At 64.0% G+C, this 16,059-nt stretch carries 18 protein-coding genes; 12 read left to right on the forward strand and 6 right to left on the reverse strand.

The annotated features are described in order from the left end of the window. The first annotated feature begins 44 nt into the window (after nt 1–44). A complete protein-coding gene (gshB, locus tag BGP00_RS11520; RefSeq protein WP_292689381.1) occupies nt 45–1,046 on the forward strand; it encodes a glutathione synthase in 1,002 nt (333 codons plus the stop codon). Next, on the forward strand, nt 1,046–2,128 hold the full coding sequence (locus tag BGP00_RS11525; RefSeq protein ID WP_292689382.1) for an acyltransferase: 1,083 nt from the start codon (nt 1,046–1,048) through the stop codon (nt 2,126–2,128). Before gshB ends, BGP00_RS11525 begins: the two co-directional genes overlap by 1 nt. Before the next feature lie 12 nt (nt 2,129–2,140). Here the strand turns inward: BGP00_RS11525 and BGP00_RS11530 are convergent, their stop codons facing one another. Both BGP00_RS11530 and hemW read right to left on the reverse strand, forming a co-directional pair. Then, nucleotides 2,141–3,061 carry a tyrosine recombinase XerC gene (locus tag BGP00_RS11530; protein ID WP_292689383.1) on the reverse strand — a complete coding sequence of 307 codons (921 nt, stop codon included), beginning with the start codon at nt 3,059–3,061 and terminating at the stop codon, nt 2,141–2,143. Then, nucleotides 3,058–4,206: a radical SAM family heme chaperone HemW gene (gene hemW / locus BGP00_RS11535; RefSeq protein WP_292689384.1), complete on the reverse strand. Its 1,149-nt coding sequence runs from the start codon at nt 4,204–4,206 to the stop codon at nt 3,058–3,060. The genes BGP00_RS11530 and hemW overlap by 4 nt, the downstream gene beginning before the upstream one ends. Nucleotides 4,207–4,352: 146 nt before the next feature. Here hemW and BGP00_RS11540 point away from each other — a divergent pair, with 146 nt between their 5' ends. Further along, entirely contained in the window at nt 4,353–4,796 is a 444-nt protein-coding gene (locus BGP00_RS11540; RefSeq protein WP_292925751.1) for a CAP domain-containing protein, read from the forward strand. 263 nt (nt 4,797–5,059) lie between these two features. Here the strand turns inward: BGP00_RS11540 and rdgB are convergent, their stop codons facing one another. Further along, on the reverse strand, nt 5,060–5,680 hold the full coding sequence (gene rdgB, locus BGP00_RS11545; RefSeq protein ID WP_292689386.1) for an RdgB/HAM1 family non-canonical purine NTP pyrophosphatase: 621 nt from the start codon (nt 5,678–5,680) through the stop codon (nt 5,060–5,062). A gap of 57 nt (nt 5,681–5,737) precedes the next feature. Further along, on the reverse strand, nt 5,738–6,454 hold the full coding sequence (rph, locus tag BGP00_RS11550) for a ribonuclease PH (RefSeq protein WP_168602597.1): 717 nt from the start codon (nt 6,452–6,454) through the stop codon (nt 5,738–5,740). 168 nt (nt 6,455–6,622) lie between these two features. Between rph and hrcA the strand changes: the two genes are divergently transcribed. The 3 genes from hrcA to BGP00_RS11565 all read left to right on the forward strand — a co-directional run bounded on the left by hrcA (nt 6,623) and on the right by BGP00_RS11565 (nt 8,550). Further along, a complete protein-coding gene (gene hrcA / locus BGP00_RS11555; protein WP_292689387.1) occupies nt 6,623–7,681 on the forward strand; it encodes a heat-inducible transcriptional repressor HrcA in 1,059 nt (352 codons plus the stop codon). A gap of 19 nt (nt 7,682–7,700) precedes the next feature. Beyond that, nucleotides 7,701–8,216, forward strand: coding sequence for a nucleotide exchange factor GrpE (gene grpE / locus BGP00_RS11560; protein ID WP_168602599.1), 516 nt, complete (start codon nt 7,701–7,703; stop codon nt 8,214–8,216). Nucleotides 8,217–8,289: 73 nt separating this feature from the next. After that, nucleotides 8,290–8,550, forward strand: a complete 261-nt coding sequence (locus tag BGP00_RS11565; RefSeq protein WP_168602600.1) for a hypothetical protein — start codon at nt 8,290–8,292, stop codon at nt 8,548–8,550. Between the two features lie 84 nt (nt 8,551–8,634). Here the strand turns inward: BGP00_RS11565 and BGP00_RS11570 are convergent, their stop codons facing one another. Then, nucleotides 8,635–9,141, reverse strand: coding sequence for a copper chaperone PCu(A)C (locus BGP00_RS11570; RefSeq protein ID WP_292689389.1), 507 nt, complete (start codon nt 9,139–9,141; stop codon nt 8,635–8,637). 86 nt (nt 9,142–9,227) lie between these two features. After that, nucleotides 9,228–9,512 (reverse strand): hypothetical protein, encoded by a 285-nt coding sequence (locus BGP00_RS11575; protein ID WP_292921410.1) that lies wholly within the window; start codon nt 9,510–9,512, stop codon nt 9,228–9,230. A 20-nt stretch (nt 9,513–9,532) separates the two neighbouring features. Between BGP00_RS11575 and dnaK the strand changes: the two genes are divergently transcribed. The 6 genes from dnaK to phaR all read left to right on the forward strand — a co-directional run bounded on the left by dnaK (nt 9,533) and on the right by phaR (nt 16,030). Continuing rightward, a complete protein-coding gene (gene dnaK, locus BGP00_RS11580; protein WP_168602602.1) occupies nt 9,533–11,437 on the forward strand; it encodes a molecular chaperone DnaK in 1,905 nt (634 codons plus the stop codon). Between the two features lie 60 nt (nt 11,438–11,497). Further along, nucleotides 11,498–12,631 (forward strand): molecular chaperone DnaJ, encoded by a 1,134-nt coding sequence (gene dnaJ, locus BGP00_RS11585; protein ID WP_168602603.1) that lies wholly within the window; start codon nt 11,498–11,500, stop codon nt 12,629–12,631. Between the two features lie 286 nt (nt 12,632–12,917). After that, nucleotides 12,918–14,294: a DNA repair protein RadA gene (gene radA, locus BGP00_RS11590; protein WP_292689391.1), complete on the forward strand. Its 1,377-nt coding sequence runs from the start codon at nt 12,918–12,920 to the stop codon at nt 14,292–14,294. 12 nt (nt 14,295–14,306) lie between these two features. Beyond that, on the forward strand, nt 14,307–14,900 hold the full coding sequence (locus BGP00_RS11595) for a CvpA family protein (protein ID WP_273618785.1): 594 nt from the start codon (nt 14,307–14,309) through the stop codon (nt 14,898–14,900). Between the two features lies 1 nt (nt 14,901). Continuing rightward, nucleotides 14,902–15,348, forward strand: coding sequence for an iron-sulfur cluster assembly scaffold protein (locus BGP00_RS11600; protein WP_292689392.1), 447 nt, complete (start codon nt 14,902–14,904; stop codon nt 15,346–15,348). Nucleotides 15,349–15,448: 100 nt separating this feature from the next. Next, nucleotides 15,449–16,030 (forward strand): polyhydroxyalkanoate synthesis repressor PhaR, encoded by a 582-nt coding sequence (phaR, locus tag BGP00_RS11605; protein WP_172338890.1) that lies wholly within the window; start codon nt 15,449–15,451, stop codon nt 16,028–16,030. The last annotated feature ends 29 nt before the right edge of the window (nt 16,031–16,059 follow it).

The raw sequence follows: 16,059 nt of genomic DNA on the forward strand, positions 1-16,059 counted from the left end.
TGTTATTCGGTCTTCCGCCACCCGGCGGAGTGGAGATTTTGCCAATGTCGCTGCGTGTTGCCGTCCAGATGGACCCCTTGCCCTCGATCAATGTTGCGGGCGATTCCACCTTTGCCCTGATGCTCTCGGCGCAGGCGCGGGGGCATTCGCTGTGGTATTATGATGTCGGCACGCTGGCATGGGAATCGACGGCGGACGGAAAGGGCCGGGTTTCGGCATGGGCCGCCCCCGTCATCGTGCATCGCCCGCAGGCGGGCGAATCGCATTACAAGCTGGGCGAATTTGCCAATATCGACCTTGGCGCGGATATTGACGTGGTGCTGATGCGTCAGGACCCGCCGTTCGATCTGGGCTATATCACCGGCGCGCATATCCTTGAAAAGCTTAAAGGGCAGACGCTGGTCGTCAATGACCCGGAACAGGTGCGCAATGCGCCCGAAAAGGTCTTTGTGCTCGATTTCGCTCAGTTCATGCCGCCAACGCTGGTCGCGCGCCGGATCGAGGATGTGCGCGGCTTTCAAAAGCGCATGGTCGAGCGCGGTTTCGGCGGCGATCTGGTCATCAAGCCGCTGCATGGCAATGGCGGCAAGGCGGTGTTCCGCGTGCCCGCCAGCGGCGACAATCTGGGCGCGCTGATCGAAGTGTTCACCCAGATGTGGAAGGAACCCTTCATGGTGCAGCCCTTCCTGCCCGATGTGTCCAAGGGCGACAAGCGCATCGTGCTGGTCGACGGCGAGGTGGCGGGCGCTATCAACCGCAAGCCTGGCGAGGGCGAATTCCGCAGCAATCTGGCCGTGGGCGGCAGCGCCGAGGCGACCGAGCTGACCGAACGCGAGGCGGAAATCTGCCGCGTGTTGGGGCCGGAATTGCGCGCGCGCGGGCTGGTCTTTGTCGGCATTGACGTGATCGGCGGGCAATGGCTGACGGAAATCAACGTGACTTCGCCCACCGGCATCGTCGCCATCGACCGTTTCAACAACAGCGATTGCGGCGCGATGATCTGGGCCGCGATCGAGCGGCGGCATAAGGATATGACGGCAGGTTAATGGTCCGCCTCGATCAACTGACGGCGCTGCGGTTCTTCGCGGCGCTGGCGGTGCTGGCCTCGCATCTCTGGCCGCTGGCCGAATATCCCAATGCGTTGCAGCCCCTCGCGCGCACCCTCTTTCACGAGGGCTATGCGGGCGTGTCCTTCTTTTTCATGCTTTCCGGCTATATCCTTGCCCATACCTATCAGGCGCGGCTGGCAGAAGGGCGGATCGGCGGCTGGCACTATTTCACGCTCCGGCTGGCGCGGGTGCTGCCGCTGCACTGGCTGGTGGGCGTGCCGCTGGCGGTGCTGGCGCTGGTTCAGGAAGGCGCGGGCGTCTGGCCCAAGGTGGCGGTCAATCTGTCGCTGCTACAAGCATGGGTGCCGCGCTCGGGCTGGTATTTCACCATCAACGAGCCAAGCTGGAGCCTGTCGGACGAGGCGTTTTTCTATGCCTGCTTTGCCGGTTTGGCGCTGATGCCGCTGCGGCGGCTGGGCTTGCTGGCGGCGGGCTTGCTGGCGCTCAATCTCGGCGTAGTGGTCTGGCGCGTGGCATCGGGGCAGGGGGCGATTCTCGCGGGCGATGAGCCTACGCTGACTCATTGGCTGACCTATATCAGCCCGGTTTCGCGGCTGCTCGATTTTATCGTAGGGATGCTGGTCTATCGCCTGCCGCGCCGGGGCGGGACGGGGGCGGAGGCGGCCGCGCTCGCGCTGCTGCTCTGCGCGATGGTGGCCTATCCTTTGCTGGGCCTGCCCGATGTGTGGCGGATGCAACTGGCCTATCTGCCGCTGATGGCCTTGTTCATCTGGATCTTTGGTGCGGGCGGCGGGGCCATGTCGGGATGGCTGGCGCGACAAGGCTGGCTGATCCTGCTGGGCGATGCCTCCTTTGCGCTTTATCTGGTGCATCTGCCGGTGGTGCATGGCGCGCTGGCGGTGCAGGACTGGCTGGGTGATGATGCGCTGCCATGGCTGCCATGGGCGGGGCTGGTCAGCCTGACCGTGGTGGCGCTGTCGGTGGCGGTCTATCGCTGGGTCGAGGTGCCGGTGCTGCGCTGGATGCGGCCCCGGATTGACGGGTGGTTCCGAGGTTAATCTTCCGCGCGTTTAATCTTCGGCTCTGGGATGCGCATTGCGATAGGCGTCGAGCAGCACGGCCGCATCGACCCTCGTGTAAACCTGCGTCGAGGACAGGCTGGCATGGCCCAGCAATTCCTGAATCGAGCGCAGATCCGCCCCTGCGCCCAACAGATGCGTGGCAAAGGAATGGCGCAGCGCATGGGGCGTGGCCGTATCGGGCAGGCCCAGCATCCCGCGCGCATCGGCCACCGCCTTTTGCACCGCCGACTGATAGAGCGCCGCGCCCTTTACCGTGCGAAACAGCGCCTTGTCCCGTTCCACCGGATAGGGGCAGGCGTTGAGGTAAGCCGCAATCGCCTCGCGCACGGCGGGCAGGATGGCGATCACGCGCTGCTTGCTCCGCTTGCCGGTGATGGTCAGCCGGTCGCCCATCGGCCAGTCCGCGCCGGTCAGCGACAAAGCCTCCGCGATACGAAGTCCTGCGCCATAGAGCAGCAGCAGCACTGCCCGGTCGCGCAAGCCCTGCCAATCATCGCGCGCATTGACATGCACCAGATCGGCAAGGTCGGTCGCCTCGTCGGGCGTGACCGGGCGGGGGATGCCGCGCTTGACCCGGGGGCCGCGCAGCCGGGGCGGGGCGGGTTTTACCATGCCCGCCTTTTCGCGGGCAAAGCTGAGGAAACCGCGCAAGGCCGACAATTCGCGCGCGACCGAGATATTGGCGATGCCATCCTCGCGCCGCTCGGCCAGAAAATGGCGCAGGCCCGCCGTGTCGATCCGCGACAGCGCCGCCCAGTCATAAGCCTCCAGCGCATCCATCAGCCGCCCCGCCGTGGCCATATAGGCGCGCACCGTATGCGGGCTGCGGCGGCGGGCGTCGGTCAGATGCGCGTGCCATGCGGCCAGCACTTCGGCGCGGGCGGCGAGGAAGGCGGCCGCTTCGTTCATCCGGCCAAACCGTCGGGCGTGACCTGCGCGATCAGGCTGTTCAAGACCAGCATTCCGGCCTCGGTCGCGCCGATGCGCGGGGCCTCCTGCCACATCAGCCCCTGTCGGATGAAGAGCGCCAGTTTGTCCGCCTCGATCAGATCGCCCTGCGCCAGACCCAGCCGGGAGGCCAGCGCGCCCACATCCATCCCCTCGGCCAGACGCAGGCCCATCAGCACCGCTTCGGCCCCCTGTTCGGCGGGGGAAAGTGCGCGCTCCTCCTGCGTGCCATGGCCCTTGGCGGCGACCGATGTGAGCCAGTTTTCGGGCTTTTTATGCCGTGTCGTGGCAAATCCTCCGCGCCGCCCATGCGCGCCCGGCCCGATCCCGGCATAGTCGAGATAGCGCCAATAGGTCAGGTTGTGGCGGCTTTCTTGTCCCGGCCTTGCGTGGTTCGACACTTCATAGGCGGGCAATCCGGCGCGCGCGGTGATCGCGCGGGTCATCGCAAACAGGTCGGCGGCCGGATCATCCTCCAGCGGGGCAAAGGCACCCTCGCGCACCAGAGTAGCAAAGCGCGTGCCTTCCTCGATGGTCAGTTGATAGAGCGAGAGGTGATCGGTGCCCAGCGCGAGGGCGCGGTTGAGTTCGGCCTCCCACGCATCGGCGGACTGATCGGGGCGGGCATAGATGAGGTCGAAGCTGACGCGGGAAAAATGCTCCTGCGCCACGCCGAGCGCGGCCAGTGCCTCGTCCACACCATGCAGGCGGCCAAGGAAACGCAGAGCCGCATCATCGAGAGCCTGAACCCCCAGCGAGACGCGATTGACCCCCGCGCTGGCCAGCGCGGCAAAATTGGCGGCCTCCACACTCGACGGATTGGCCTCCAGCGTGATCTCGATGCCGGGGGCAAAACCCCAGAGCCGCTGCGCCTCCTCCAGCAAGGCGGCGACCAGCGCGGGCGGCATCAGGCTGGGCGTGCCGCCGCCGAAAAAGATACTCTCCAGCGCCTCGCCGCCCGCCATCTCGGCCTCGCGCCGCAGGTCGGCCAGCAGCGCCCCACGCCAAAGATCATGGTCCACTCCATCGCGCACATGGCTGTTGAAGTCGCAATAGGGGCATTTCTTGAGACAGAAGGGCCAGTGAATATAAAGTGCGCGCGCCATGGCTTCTTCACGCTGGTTTAAGGTTGAGATGTCAAGAGGTGGCTATGATGCGCCATGCTTTTGTCCTCTGTTGCCTGATCGGCGGCCCGGTTGCGGCCGCGCCCGCAATCACTCCGGTTGCCGTCTATGGCTCCGGCGCCCCGGCCATGACTCCTGCGCTCGCCGCCCGCGCGCTGGCCGCGCACAACCGCGAAAGGGCGCGGATGAGCGAGGCACCGCTGGTCTGGGACGAAGCGCTGGCGCAAGGCGCGCTCGATTGGGCGCAGGAACTGGCCCGCAGCGGAAAGTTCGAACATGCCTCGGCCGAACGACGCAAAAAGGCGGGCGAAAACCTGTTCATGGGCACGGCGGGCGCATACCCGATCGAAACCATGATCGAGCAGTTCATCTCCGAACGCGACGATTTCCTGCCCGGCACATTCCCCGCCGTCACCCGCGATGGCAATTGGCGCAATGTTGCCCATTACACACAGATCGTCTGGCGCGGGACGCAGAAGGTGGGCTGCGCCATGGCGCGCGGGCCTCGGGACGATTTCCTCGTTTGCCGCTATTGGCCGGCGGGGAATATTTTTGGGCAGAAGGTGCCGTGAGGGGGGTGTGAGATTTTATGCCTCCGGCGGGCAAAGGGCGGGGGCCCTTTGCAATCCCATTATGGGGTTGTGCATGATTTGCAACGAAACATGATGTGCTGTCGTTTTAAAGCCTGCGGCGCGGTGAGCTAACACCCGACAGCGCCGCAGGCTTTAAAATCTGAACGCCGCGCTTTCAGCGTTTCGGCTGAACCATGCGCGCAACGCCTACATTAACGGGATTGCAAAGGGACAAGTCCCTTTGCCCGCCGGAGGCATAAACCTCACCCAAACTGATCCGCCACCAATTTGGCAAAAGCATCGGCGCGATGGCTGATCCTGGCCTTATCGGCGGGGGGGATTTCGGCGAAGGTCTGGTCATAGCCGCGCGGGATGAACACCGGGTCGAAGCCGAAGCCCAGACGTCCGCGCGGGGGCCATGTCATCGTGCCGTCGACGCGGCCTTCATAGACCGCATCGACACCATCGGGCCATGCCAGCGCCAGCACGCAGGCGAAATGCGCCGCGCGGCCCACGTCCGGCCCGTGTTCGCACAGGAGGCCCTCGACCTTGCCCATGGCCATGAACCAGTCGCGGCCTTCGGGGCCTTCGTACCAGTGGCGCTCGGCCCAGTCGGCAGTGTAGACGCCGGGCCTCCCGCCCAGCGCCTGAACACACAGGCCCGAATCGTCGGCCAGCGCAGGCAGCCCGCTTTCCACCGCCGCGAAACGCGCCTTGATCAGGGCGTTTTCGATGAAGGTGGTGCCGACTTCCTCGGGTTCTTCCAGCCCCAGTTCGCCCGCCGACACGCATTCCAGTCCATAGGGGGCCAGCATCTTCTGCATCTCGGCCAGTTTGCCCAGATTATGCGTGGCGATCACGATCTTGCCGGAAAGTCTGGTCATCGGCGCTTGGCCCCTTTGGAGGATATTTGGATGTTGTACGGCAGGCCGGTGGGGCAATTAAGCCCCGACCGCCTTGGCCTGTGCGGCAAAAATGCGGTCGCAGCCGATGCGGGCCAGACGCAGCAGGCGCAGCAGGCCCTCTTCGTCATAGGTCGCGCCCTCGGCGGTGGCCTGCGCCTCGGCAATATGGCCGCCTTCGATCAGCACGAAATTGGCATCGGCATCCGCGCCCGAATCCTCAATATAATCAAGGTCGAGAACCGCCGCGCCATTGACGATGCCGCAGGAAATCGCGGCCACCTTGCGCGGCAGGGGGTCCTCAGCGATCAGCCCCTTGGCCATCAGCCCGTTGACCGCCAGACGCAGCGCCACCCAGGCGCCCGAGATCGAGGCCGTGCGGGTGCCGCCGTCAGCCTGGATCACGTCGCAATCCAGCGTGATCTGGCGCTCGCCCAGCTTTTTCAGATCCGTGACGGCGCGCAGCGAGCGGCCGATCAGGCGCTGGATTTCCTGCGTGCGGCCCGACTGCTTGCCCTTGGCGGCCTCGCGGCTGCCGCGGGTATGGGTGGCGCGCGGCAGCATCGAATATTCCGCCGTCACCCAGCCTTCGCCCTTGCCGCGCAGGAACGGGGGCACGCGTTCCTCGACGCTGGCCGTGACCAGAACCTTGGTGTCGCCAAAGCAGACCAGCACGCTGCCTTCGGCATGCTTGGTGAAATTGGTGATGATTTCGATCTCGCGCATTTCGTCGGGCGCGCGGCCAGAGGGACGCATGGCAGGCCTTTCTATAGGTAAAGTTTGGTTCCTGATGAAGTTGACGCGGCCCTATCGCGTCCCGCGGGCAGGGGCAAGGTTTTGCCTGCCGGTTCTGCCTGATTTGACGTATCGCCTGATGTGCCATCTCTCTTGATTTGATGGGATGGGCCGCCCAATATGGTGAAGATGGCCAATTCCCCTCCTTCCGACCTTTCCTTTCCCGAGGTGACGGGGCGCGCGCGCGAAGTCTTTCGGCAGGTGGTCGAGGCCTATCTGCATTCGGGCCAGCCGGTGGGGTCGAAAACGCTGGCAGGCGGCGGGGCGCTTAACCTTTCGCCTGCCTCTATCCGCAGCGTTTTGGCCGAGCTGGAGGGGATCGGCCTGCTTTCGCATCCCCATACCAGTGCGGGACGCATGCCGACCGAGCAGGGGCTGCGCCTGTTTGTCGACGGCATGATGCAGGTGCGCGAACCCAGCATGGAGGAGCGCGCCGCCATCGAGCGTTCGCTGCACCAGCCCGGCCCGATCGAGGCCGCATTGGCCGCGACCAGCGCGGCGCTTTCGGACCTGTCGGCCTGCGCGGGCGTGGTGATGGTGCCCCAGCGCGAACCGCGACTGGCGCAGATGAGCCTTGTGCCGCTCTCGCCGGGCCGCGCTCTGGCCGTGCTGGTGGGCGAGGACGGGGGCATCGAAAATCGCATTCTGGCGCTGCCCGCCTCGCTGGGGCCGGGCGCTCTGGAGGCGGCGTCGAATTATATCACCGCGCATCTGGGCGGGCGCACTCTGGCCGAGGCGGCGCGCGCGATGCAGGCCGAAATCATCACCGGGCAAAGCGCGCTCGATGCGGCCAGCGCCGATCTGGTCCAGCGCGGATTGGCGGTGTGGAGCGAGGATGCGGCCCATCGCCCCGTCCTGATCGTGCGCGGACAGGCCAATCTGCTGGACGAGGCGGCATTGTCCGATCTTGATCGGGTGCGTTCGCTGCTCGACGATCTGGAAAACAAACAATCGGTGGCCGAATTGCTCGACCGCGCCAAACAGGGCGACGCGACGCGCATTTTCATCGGCAGCGAGAACCGGCTTTTCGCGCTTTCCGGCTCATCGGTCATTGCATCTCCCTATCGGGATCGCGATGGGCGGGTGATCGGTGTTGTGGGGGTAATCGGGCCAACGCGGTTGAATTATGCGCGTCTCGTCCCCATGGTGGATTTCACAGCCCAGTCCCTGGGCAAACTGATCGGTTGAAACTGGAATAATCGGAACAATGACGGAAGAAACTACGCAGGGTCAAAATGAGGCCGGAGACGATCTGGCCGCCCGCATCGCCCAACTCGAAAACGATCTGGAAGCCGCGCGCAATGACGTGCTTTACGCGCGCGCCGACACACAGAACGTGCGCCGCCGTCTGGAAAAGGACATTGCCGACGCGCGCGCCTATGCCAGCACCAGCTTTGCCCGCGATATGCTGAGCGTGGCCGACAATCTGTCGCGCGCGCTCGACGCCATTCCCGCCGATCTGCGCGAGGATGAGCGTCTGAAGGCGCTGCTGGCCGGGATCGAGGCCACGGGCCGCGAGTTGGACAAGGTGTTTGGCCAGCATGGCATCCAGAAGGTGGCCGCCCATGGCCTGCCGCTGGACCCCAATCAGCATCAGGCGATGATCGAAGTGCCCCATGATGCCGAACCCGGCACCGTGATTCAGGTGCTTCAGCATGGCTATTCGATCAAGGATCGCCTGCTGCGTCCGGCCATGGTGGCCGTGGCCAAGAAGCCGGAATAAACAGGACGCGCGGGGCGGGTGGAACTTTCCCCCGCCTTGGCCCTTTCCTTGGTAACGAGGAAAGGAGGCTGTTATGCGCAATTTTCTGATGGTGGGCGTGCTGGCCGGTGCTCTTGTGATGACCGGGGGCTGCGCCCGCAACTATGGCGGCGAGGGCGCGCTGGCAGGCGCGGGCGTCGGTGCGGTTGTGGCCGGTGTGTCGGGCGGCGATGTGGCCACCGGCGCGGCGATTGGCGCGGCGGCGGGCGGTGTGGCCGGTTCGACAGTGCGCAAGCGCGACGGCAATTGCTATCGCATGGATGATCGCGGCCGCGAATATCGCGTTCGCTGCTGAACGGGCCGGAGGAAGCCCCGTTAAGGAAAAGCCCGCCTGTCATCGCGACAGGCGGGCTTTTCCTTAATGGGCAGGCGTGCGCGATCACATTTTGGAGTGATCCATGCCCGGTCCGGTCATACCCGACCCCATCATGCCGGGCGCTTCGATCTGCATCGGCGCGGTCAACTTGCGCCCGTCGGAAAAGGTCAGCGTCAGTTCGGTCGCTCCCCCGGCCTTGAGATCGGGCGAGACGTCGAAGACCATCGCATGTTTGCCGCCCGGACCAAAGGCCACGCTCTGGCCCGAACCGATGTCGAGCCGGGGCACGGCCTCCATGATGCCGTCGAGCGTGACATGCATCTCGGCCTTGCCGGTATGGGCCACGCCGACCCCGGTGAGGGTGGCGACCGAACCGCTTTGATTGGAGACGGTGAAATAGCCCGCCGCCGGGCGCCCCTTGACCGCGGGCAGGACGAGGCGGCCATCATGGACCAACATGCCGTCCATGGCCGAAAGACCGGCGGGGGGCTGCGCCTTTTTCTCGCCCTTGCATGCCGACAGGGCGCCAAGGGCGAGGGGCAGGCAAAGGGCCAAAGCGATCTTTTTCATCCGGCGGCAATCCTTGGGTTCTGGATCATGATGCGACACAAAGGGCGGCGGCACGTCCGGCTTGCGGATCGCGGCGGAGCGCGGGTTTAGGCAATTTTGCACGCTTTTCCAAGCATCACCGCGCAGGCCCGCGCGCGAATGCGGCGCAGGGGAGCAAAAATATCACGGGCCGGGCGGGCCATCCAAAAAGGAAAACCATGCCGATCGCGCCGAAAATGAGCGGCAAAATGCGCCAAGGTCGTGGATGAAGTGATGCTTCGCGCGCCAAGGCCCTTGTTAGGCGCAAAAGCCCACCTATATGCCGCCAAGTCAAACGAGCCATCGAGCCGCTTTGCCGGATTTTTCGGGAAGCCAAAGGGTGGTGTCAACACTGGACTTAGGGATCGACGATATGGGTAAAGTAATCGGTATTGACCTTGGCACCACCAACAGCTGCGTTGCTGTTATGGATGGGGGCAAGCCCAAGGTTATCGAAAATTCGGAAGGCGCGCGCACCACGCCCTCGATCGTGGCCTTCACCAAGGATGGCGAGCGCCTGATCGGCCAGCCCGCCAAGCGTCAGGCGGTGACCAACCCCGACAACACGATTTTTGCTGTGAAGCGCCTCATCGGCCGTCGTTTTGACGATCCGATGACCCAGAAGGATATGGAACTGGTTCCCTATGCCATCGCCAAGGGCAAGAATGGCGATGCATGGGTTGCAGCCGGTGGCACCGACTATTCGCCTTCGCAGATTTCCGCCTTCACCCTTCAGAAGATGAAGGAAACGGCCGAATCGTATCTGGGCGAAACCGTGACGCAGGCCGTCATCACCGTGCCCGCCTACTTCAATGACGCCCAGCGTCAGGCCACCAAGGACGCGGGTCAGATCGCGGGCCTTGAAGTGCTGCGCATCATCAACGAACCCACGGCCGCCGCGTTGGCCTATGGTCTGGAAAAGAATGATGGCAAGACCATCGCTGTTTACGACCTTGGCGGCGGCACGTTCGACGTCTCGATCCTCGAAATCGGCGACGGCGTGTTCGAGGTGAAGTCGACCAACGGCGACACCTTCCTTGGCGGTGAAGATTTCGACACCAAGGTCGTCGAATATCTGGCCGACAAGTTCAAGGCGAAGGAAGGTCTGGACCTGCGCGGCGACCGTCTGGCGCTTCAGCGCCTGAAGGAAGCGGCGGAAAAAGCCAAGATCGAACTGTCGAGCGCGCAGACCACCGAAATCAACCTGCCCTTCATCACCGCTCGCATGGAAGCAGGGGCGACCACGCCGCTGCATCTGGTCGAAACGATCACCCGTTCGGATCTGGAACGTCTGGTGGCCGATCTGATCGCGCGCACGATGGAACCCTGCCGCAAGGCGCTGCAGGACGCGGGCGTGACCGCCGCGCAGATCGACGACGTGGTGCTGGTGGGCGGCATGACCCGCATGCCCAAGGTGCGCGAAGCGGTGAAGGAATTCTTCGGCAAGGAACCCCACACGGGCGTCAACCCTGACGAAGTGGTTGCCATGGGCGCGGCCATTCAGGCGGGCGTGCTGCAGGGCGACGTCAAGGACGTGCTGCTGCTCGACGTGACCCCGCTCTCGCTGGGCATCGAAACGCTTGGCGGCGTGTTCACCCGCATGATCGACCGCAACACCACGATCCCGACCAAGAAGTCGCAGGTGTTCTCGACCGCTGATGACAATCAGCAGGCCGTGACCATCCGCGTCTTCCAGGGCGAGCGCGAAATGGCGGCGGACAACAAGATGCTGGGCAATTTCGACCTGATCGGCATTCCGCCTGCGCGTCGCGGTGTGCCCCAGATCGAGGTGACCTTCGACATTGACGCCAACGGCATCGTGAACGTGTCGGCCAAGGACAAGGGCACCGGCAAGGAACAGCAGATCAAGATCCAGGCCAGCGGCGGCCTTTCGGACAATGACATCGACCAGATGGTCAAGGATGCCGAAAAGTTTGCCGAAGAGGACAAGAAGCGTCGTGAGGCCGCCGAGGCCAAGAACAACGCCGACAGCCTCGTCCATGCCACCGAGCAGCAGCTGGCGGAAAATGGCGACAAGATCGACGCCTCGCTGAAGGCTGAAATCGAAGCCGCCATTGCCGATGCCAAGGCCGCCATCGAAGGCAATGATCCGGCCGAAATGACCGCCAAGACCCAGGCCCTGACCGAAAAGGCCATGAAGATGGGTCAGGCGATCTATGAGAAGGAACAGGCTGCTGCGGCCTCTCCGGGCGCTGCTCCGGCGCAGGACGATGTGGTCGACGCCGAGTTCTCGGAAGTGGACGACAAGAAGGCCTGATGTTGCGATGAAAGAGGCCCGCTCTGAACGGGGCGGGCCTCTCTTCAGGGGAAATGTGCAATGTCGGCTGAAATCGACTATTACGAACTGCTGGAAGTTTCGCGCGATGCCAATGAGGCGACGCTAAAATCTTCCTATCGCAAACTGGCGATGAAATTTCACCCGGACCGCAACCCCGGTTGCAAGGAATCCGAGGCCAAGTTCAAACAGATCAGCGAAGCCTATGATTGCCTAAAGGACCCGCAAAAGCGCGCGGCCTATGACCGTTTCGGCCATGCCGCGTTTCAAAACGGCGGACCGGGCGCTGGCGGCTTTCAGGGCGGCGGCGATTTCGGCGACATCGGCGATATTTTTGAGAGCATCTTCGGCAACGCCTTTGGCGGCGGCGGAGGGCGTCAACAGGCGCGGCGCGGGGCTGATCTGCGCTATGATCTCGAAATCGGGCTGGACGATGCGTTCCATGGCAAGACCGTGGAAATCGAGGTCGAGGTGGCCACGGGCTGCGAACCCTGCAAGGGATCGGGCGCGGAGCCGGGCACGGGCAAGCGCCGCTGCAACCTGTGTGGCGGGCATGGCAAGGTGCGCGCGCAGCAGGGCTTCTTCATGGTCGAGCGGACCTGTCCGACCTGTCATGGCCGGGGCGAGGTCATCGAAAAGCCGTGCAAGAAATGCCATGGCGAAGGCCGCGTCGATCAGCGCCAGAAGCTGGAAGTCGCGATCCCCAAGGGTGTGGACAATGGCAACCGCATCCGCCTGTCGGGCAAGGGTGAGGCCGGGCCCAATGGTTCGCCGCCGGGCGATCTCTACATCTTCCTGCACATTAAGCGCCACCCGGTGTTCGACCGCGAGAGCACGACGCTGCTGACCCGCGCGCCGATCAGCTTTACCACGGCGGCTCTTGGCGGGCAGATCGAGATTCCCGGCATGGATGGCGTCAGGCATGTCATCGACATTCCCGCAGGCATCCAGACCGGCAAGCAATTGCGTAAGCGCGGCGCCGGTATGCCGGTGCTGAACGGGCGCGGGATGGGCGATCTGGTGGTTGAGGTGGCGGTGGAAACGCCGACCAAGCTGACCGCGCGCCAGAAGGAATTGCTGCGCGAGTTTCAGGCGACCGAAACGGGCGAGGAATGTCCCGAGGCCAAGGGTTTCTTTGACCGGTTAAAGGATGCCTGGAGCGATTTGACGGAGTAAGGTTGGGGGCTTTTTGCCTCCGGCGGGCAAAGGGACTCGGTCCCTTTGCAATCCCGTTATTGTCTAAGTCGCGTTGTGGTTCGGCCTTTGGGGCTGGCGCGGTGTTTGAATTTTAAAACCTGCGGCGCAGCATAACGGCGCCGCAGGTTTTATTTTTGGTGTGGCTCTCGGTTGCCTCTGAAACACCACCCCAACAATGGAATTGCCAAGGGTCGAGACCCTTGGCCCGCCGGAGGCCCACTTTCCTCCCTTGATTTCCCCTTTTGTTCTCCCTACGATGCGTCCCATGGCCAAACCGAAACGCCGCTTCGTCTGCTCCTCCTGTGGCAGCGTCACCACCCGTTGGCAGGGACAATGCGTCGATTGCGGCGAATGGAACACGTTGAGCGAGGAAGCGCCCCAGACGGTGTTTTCGGCCAAGCATGATCTGTCGAGCGGCGGTCGGGCGATCCTGTTTGAACCGCTGGACAAGGCCGATGACCGGCTGGTGCGGCGCAGCACGGGGATTGCCGAGTTTGACCGCGCGCTGGGCGGTGGCCTTGTGCCGGGCAGCGCGATTTTGATGGGCGGCGATCCGGGCATCGGCAAATCGACGCTCTTGCTTCAGGCCAGCGCCAGAGTGGCGCAGGCCGGTGGCTTGGCGGTCTATATCAGCGGGGAGGAAGCGCCGGGCCAGATCCGTCTGCGCGCTGAGCGGCTCGGCTTGCAGAGTGCCCCGATTCGGCTCGCTTCCTCAACCTCTGTGCGCGATATTCTGACCACGCTGGGCGGGATGGAGGCGCCCGCGCTGTTGGTGATCGATTCGATCCAGTGCATGCATTCCGACCAGATCGAGGGCGCACCAGGCACGGTCAGCCAGGTGCGTGGATGCGCCTTCGAACTGATCCGCTATGCCAAGGAGAATGGCGCGGCGCTGGTGCTGGTGGGCCATGTGACCAAGGACGGCAATATCGCGGGCCCGCGTGTGCTGGAGCATATGGTCGATGTGGTGATGGCCTTTGAGGGCGAGCGCAGCCATCAATATCGCATCCTGCGCAACCTGAAAAATCGCTTTGGTCCGGTCGATGAAATCGGGGTTTTCGCCATGGCAGGCAAGGGTTTGGAGGAAGTGTCGAATCCTTCGATGCTGTTCCTGTCGGGCCGCGAAAATCCGGTGCCGGGCAGCGCGGTGTTCCCCGCCATCGAGGGTACACGTCCGGTACTGGTGGAAATTCAGGCGCTGATCGTGCGGTTGCAGTCGGGGGCCACGCCCCGGCGCGCGGTGGTGGGTTGGGACAATGGGCGTCTTGCCATGCTGCTGGCGGTGCTGGAGGCGCGCTGCGGGCTGAATTTTTCGGCCTGCGAGGTCTATTTGAATGTGGCGGGGGGCTATCGTCTGGCCGATCCGGCTGCGGATCTGGCCGTGGCGGCGGCGCTGGTTTCGGCGCTGGCGGACAAGCCTTTGCCCGCGCGGGCGATATGGTTTGGTGAAGTGTCGCTGGCGGGGGAAATCCGCCCGGTGGCCCATGGCGGCCTGCGCCTGCGCGAGGGGGCCAAGCTGGGGTTTGAGCGGGCCTATGGGCCGGAGGAAAGCGGCGGTTCGGGGGAAACGCCTGCCGAAATGCGGCACAGCGCCATCAACCTGCTGCCAAATCTCGTTGACCGCATCGTGGGGGACGAATAACCCCCTTGGGCTATGACCGGATTTGATATTCTTGTGCTTGTGGTGGTCGGCCTTGCCGCCACCTTCGGCTTTCTGCGCGGTTTTGTGCAGGAAGCGATCTCGCTTTTCGCTGGCGCGGTGGCGATTGTTGCGATCCATACGCTGCACACGCCGCTGGCCGAGGTGCTGACGCCCCATATCGGTACGGAAAGCGGGGCCAGCGTGCTGGCGTTCTTTCTGCTGCTGATCGTGCCTTATGTGCTGGTACGGGCGGTGGCGCGCTATCTGGGCACGGCCAGCCGCGCCTCGGCGCTGGCGCCAGTGGACCGGGTTTTGGGTTTCGGCTTTGGCGCGGTCAAGGGCACGCTGATTATCGTGCTGGGCTATTCGGTGCTGATTCTGGCCTATGACACGATCTGGGGGCCCAAAGGGCGGCCGGGATGGATCACCCACTCGCGCACGTATAATTTCATTGATGCCAGCAGCGAGGCGATGGTCAAGATGATCTCGCAGCGCCGCCGCGAGGCCGCCGAGGATCGCGCCAAGGACGAGGCCGAGCCCAGCCCCGGGCCGACTCACACGCCGACGACTCACGCTAGGCGCAAGACGCATCGCGCGGTCGATTGAGATGGCCTCGGTTGCCGCTCTCTATACGCCTGAGGTGTTGATGCTGGCGACAGGGCTGGTCCGGCATCGCTGGGATGATGCGCTGACCCTGCAAGGCGCGGCGCGCTCGGCCAGTTGCGGCAGCACGATGAAGGTGGGGATCGATCTGGACACCGAAGGGCGGATCGCGCGGATCGGTCTTGCCGCGCAGGCCTGCGCGATCGGGCAGGCGGCAGGCGCAATCATGGCCGATGCCGCCATCGGGCGCGGCGAAGGTGATTTTGCCCGCGCCGAGGCCGATCTCATGCGCTGGCTGGCGGGCGAGGGGGATCTGCCTGACTGGCCGGGCCTTGCCGCCATCGCCCCGGCGCGCGCATTTCCGGGCCGCCACGGGGCGATTTTGCTGGGCTGGCGCGCTGTGTTGCAGGCATTTTCCGGGTTTGCAAAAGGCGAAAGCGCAGGCGCATAAATTCAATTGTGACAAACCACTGCCGCGCAGCAGCAATATGTTGCACCGCACCGCCATACGGTGTTAGCGTAAGCTACAACTCTGGGAGGAGCGAGGGCGCATGACCGAAAAGGCCGAAGGCAAAAGCGACACGGTTATCATCAAGAAATACGCTAACCGGCGTCTCTATAACACGCAATCGTCGAGCTATATCACGCTCGATCACCTCTCGAAGATGACCCGCGAGGGTATCGAATTTCGCGTGCTGGACGCCAAATCGGGCGCCGATATCACGCATCAGATCCTGACCCAGATCATCATGGAGGAAGAGGCCAGCGGCGAGCAGATGCTGCCGGTCAATTTCCTGCGCCAGTTGATCGGGATGTATGGCAATTCGATGCAGGGGCTGATCCCCCATTACCTCGAAGCCAGCATGGAGCAGTTCCGCGCCAACCAGATGAAGCTGCGCAAGGCGTTTGAGGACAGTATGGAGAGCAATCCGCTGGCCCGTCTGGCCCAGCAGAACATCGCCATGTTCCAGGCCGCCGCCGCCGCCTTCATGCCCGGCGCCGATGGCACGCCGCCCAAGCCCGCCGAACCCGCACGCGAGCCGGAGGCCGAGACCGGCACCAAGTCGGAGATCGACGCGCTGCGCAATCAGATGCTGGAAATGCAGAAGATGCTCGACAAGCTGGCCAAGTAAGCATTTTGCCGGGCGCAGCGGGGGCTGCG

The sequence above is a fragment of the Novosphingobium sp. 63-713 genome (assembly GCF_001898925.1).
GTDB lineage: Bacteria > Pseudomonadota > Alphaproteobacteria > Sphingomonadales > Sphingomonadaceae > Novosphingobium.

Coding starts and splice junctions, on each gene's coding strand:
- gshB (WP_292689381.1), top strand. CDS start 45: ATGTCGCTGCGTGTTGCCGTCCAGATGGACCCCTTGCCCTCGATCAAT.
- BGP00_RS11525 (WP_292689382.1), top strand. CDS start 1,046: ATGGTCCGCCTCGATCAACTGACGGCGCTGCGGTTCTTCGCGGCGCTG.
- BGP00_RS11530 (WP_292689383.1), bottom strand. CDS start 3,061: ATGAACGAAGCGGCCGCCTTCCTCGCCGCCCGCGCCGAAGTGCTGGCC.
- hemW (WP_292689384.1), bottom strand. CDS start 4,206: ATGGCGCGCGCACTTTATATTCACTGGCCCTTCTGTCTCAAGAAATGC.
- BGP00_RS11540 (WP_292925751.1), top strand. CDS start 4,353: ATGACTCCTGCGCTCGCCGCCCGCGCGCTGGCCGCGCACAACCGCGAA.
- rdgB (WP_292689386.1), bottom strand. CDS start 5,680: ATGACCAGACTTTCCGGCAAGATCGTGATCGCCACGCATAATCTGGGC.
- rph (WP_168602597.1), bottom strand. CDS start 6,454: ATGCGTCCCTCTGGCCGCGCGCCCGACGAAATGCGCGAGATCGAAATC.
- hrcA (WP_292689387.1), top strand. CDS start 6,623: ATGGCCAATTCCCCTCCTTCCGACCTTTCCTTTCCCGAGGTGACGGGG.
- grpE (WP_168602599.1), top strand. CDS start 7,701: ATGACGGAAGAAACTACGCAGGGTCAAAATGAGGCCGGAGACGATCTG.
- BGP00_RS11565 (WP_168602600.1), top strand. CDS start 8,290: ATGCGCAATTTTCTGATGGTGGGCGTGCTGGCCGGTGCTCTTGTGATG.
- BGP00_RS11570 (WP_292689389.1), bottom strand. CDS start 9,141: ATGAAAAAGATCGCTTTGGCCCTTTGCCTGCCCCTCGCCCTTGGCGCC.
- dnaK (WP_168602602.1), top strand. CDS start 9,533: ATGGGTAAAGTAATCGGTATTGACCTTGGCACCACCAACAGCTGCGTT.
- dnaJ (WP_168602603.1), top strand. CDS start 11,498: ATGTCGGCTGAAATCGACTATTACGAACTGCTGGAAGTTTCGCGCGAT.
- radA (WP_292689391.1), top strand. CDS start 12,918: ATGGCCAAACCGAAACGCCGCTTCGTCTGCTCCTCCTGTGGCAGCGTC.
- BGP00_RS11595 (WP_273618785.1), top strand. CDS start 14,307: ATGACCGGATTTGATATTCTTGTGCTTGTGGTGGTCGGCCTTGCCGCC.
- BGP00_RS11600 (WP_292689392.1), top strand. CDS start 14,902: ATGGCCTCGGTTGCCGCTCTCTATACGCCTGAGGTGTTGATGCTGGCG.
- phaR (WP_172338890.1), top strand. CDS start 15,449: ATGACCGAAAAGGCCGAAGGCAAAAGCGACACGGTTATCATCAAGAAA.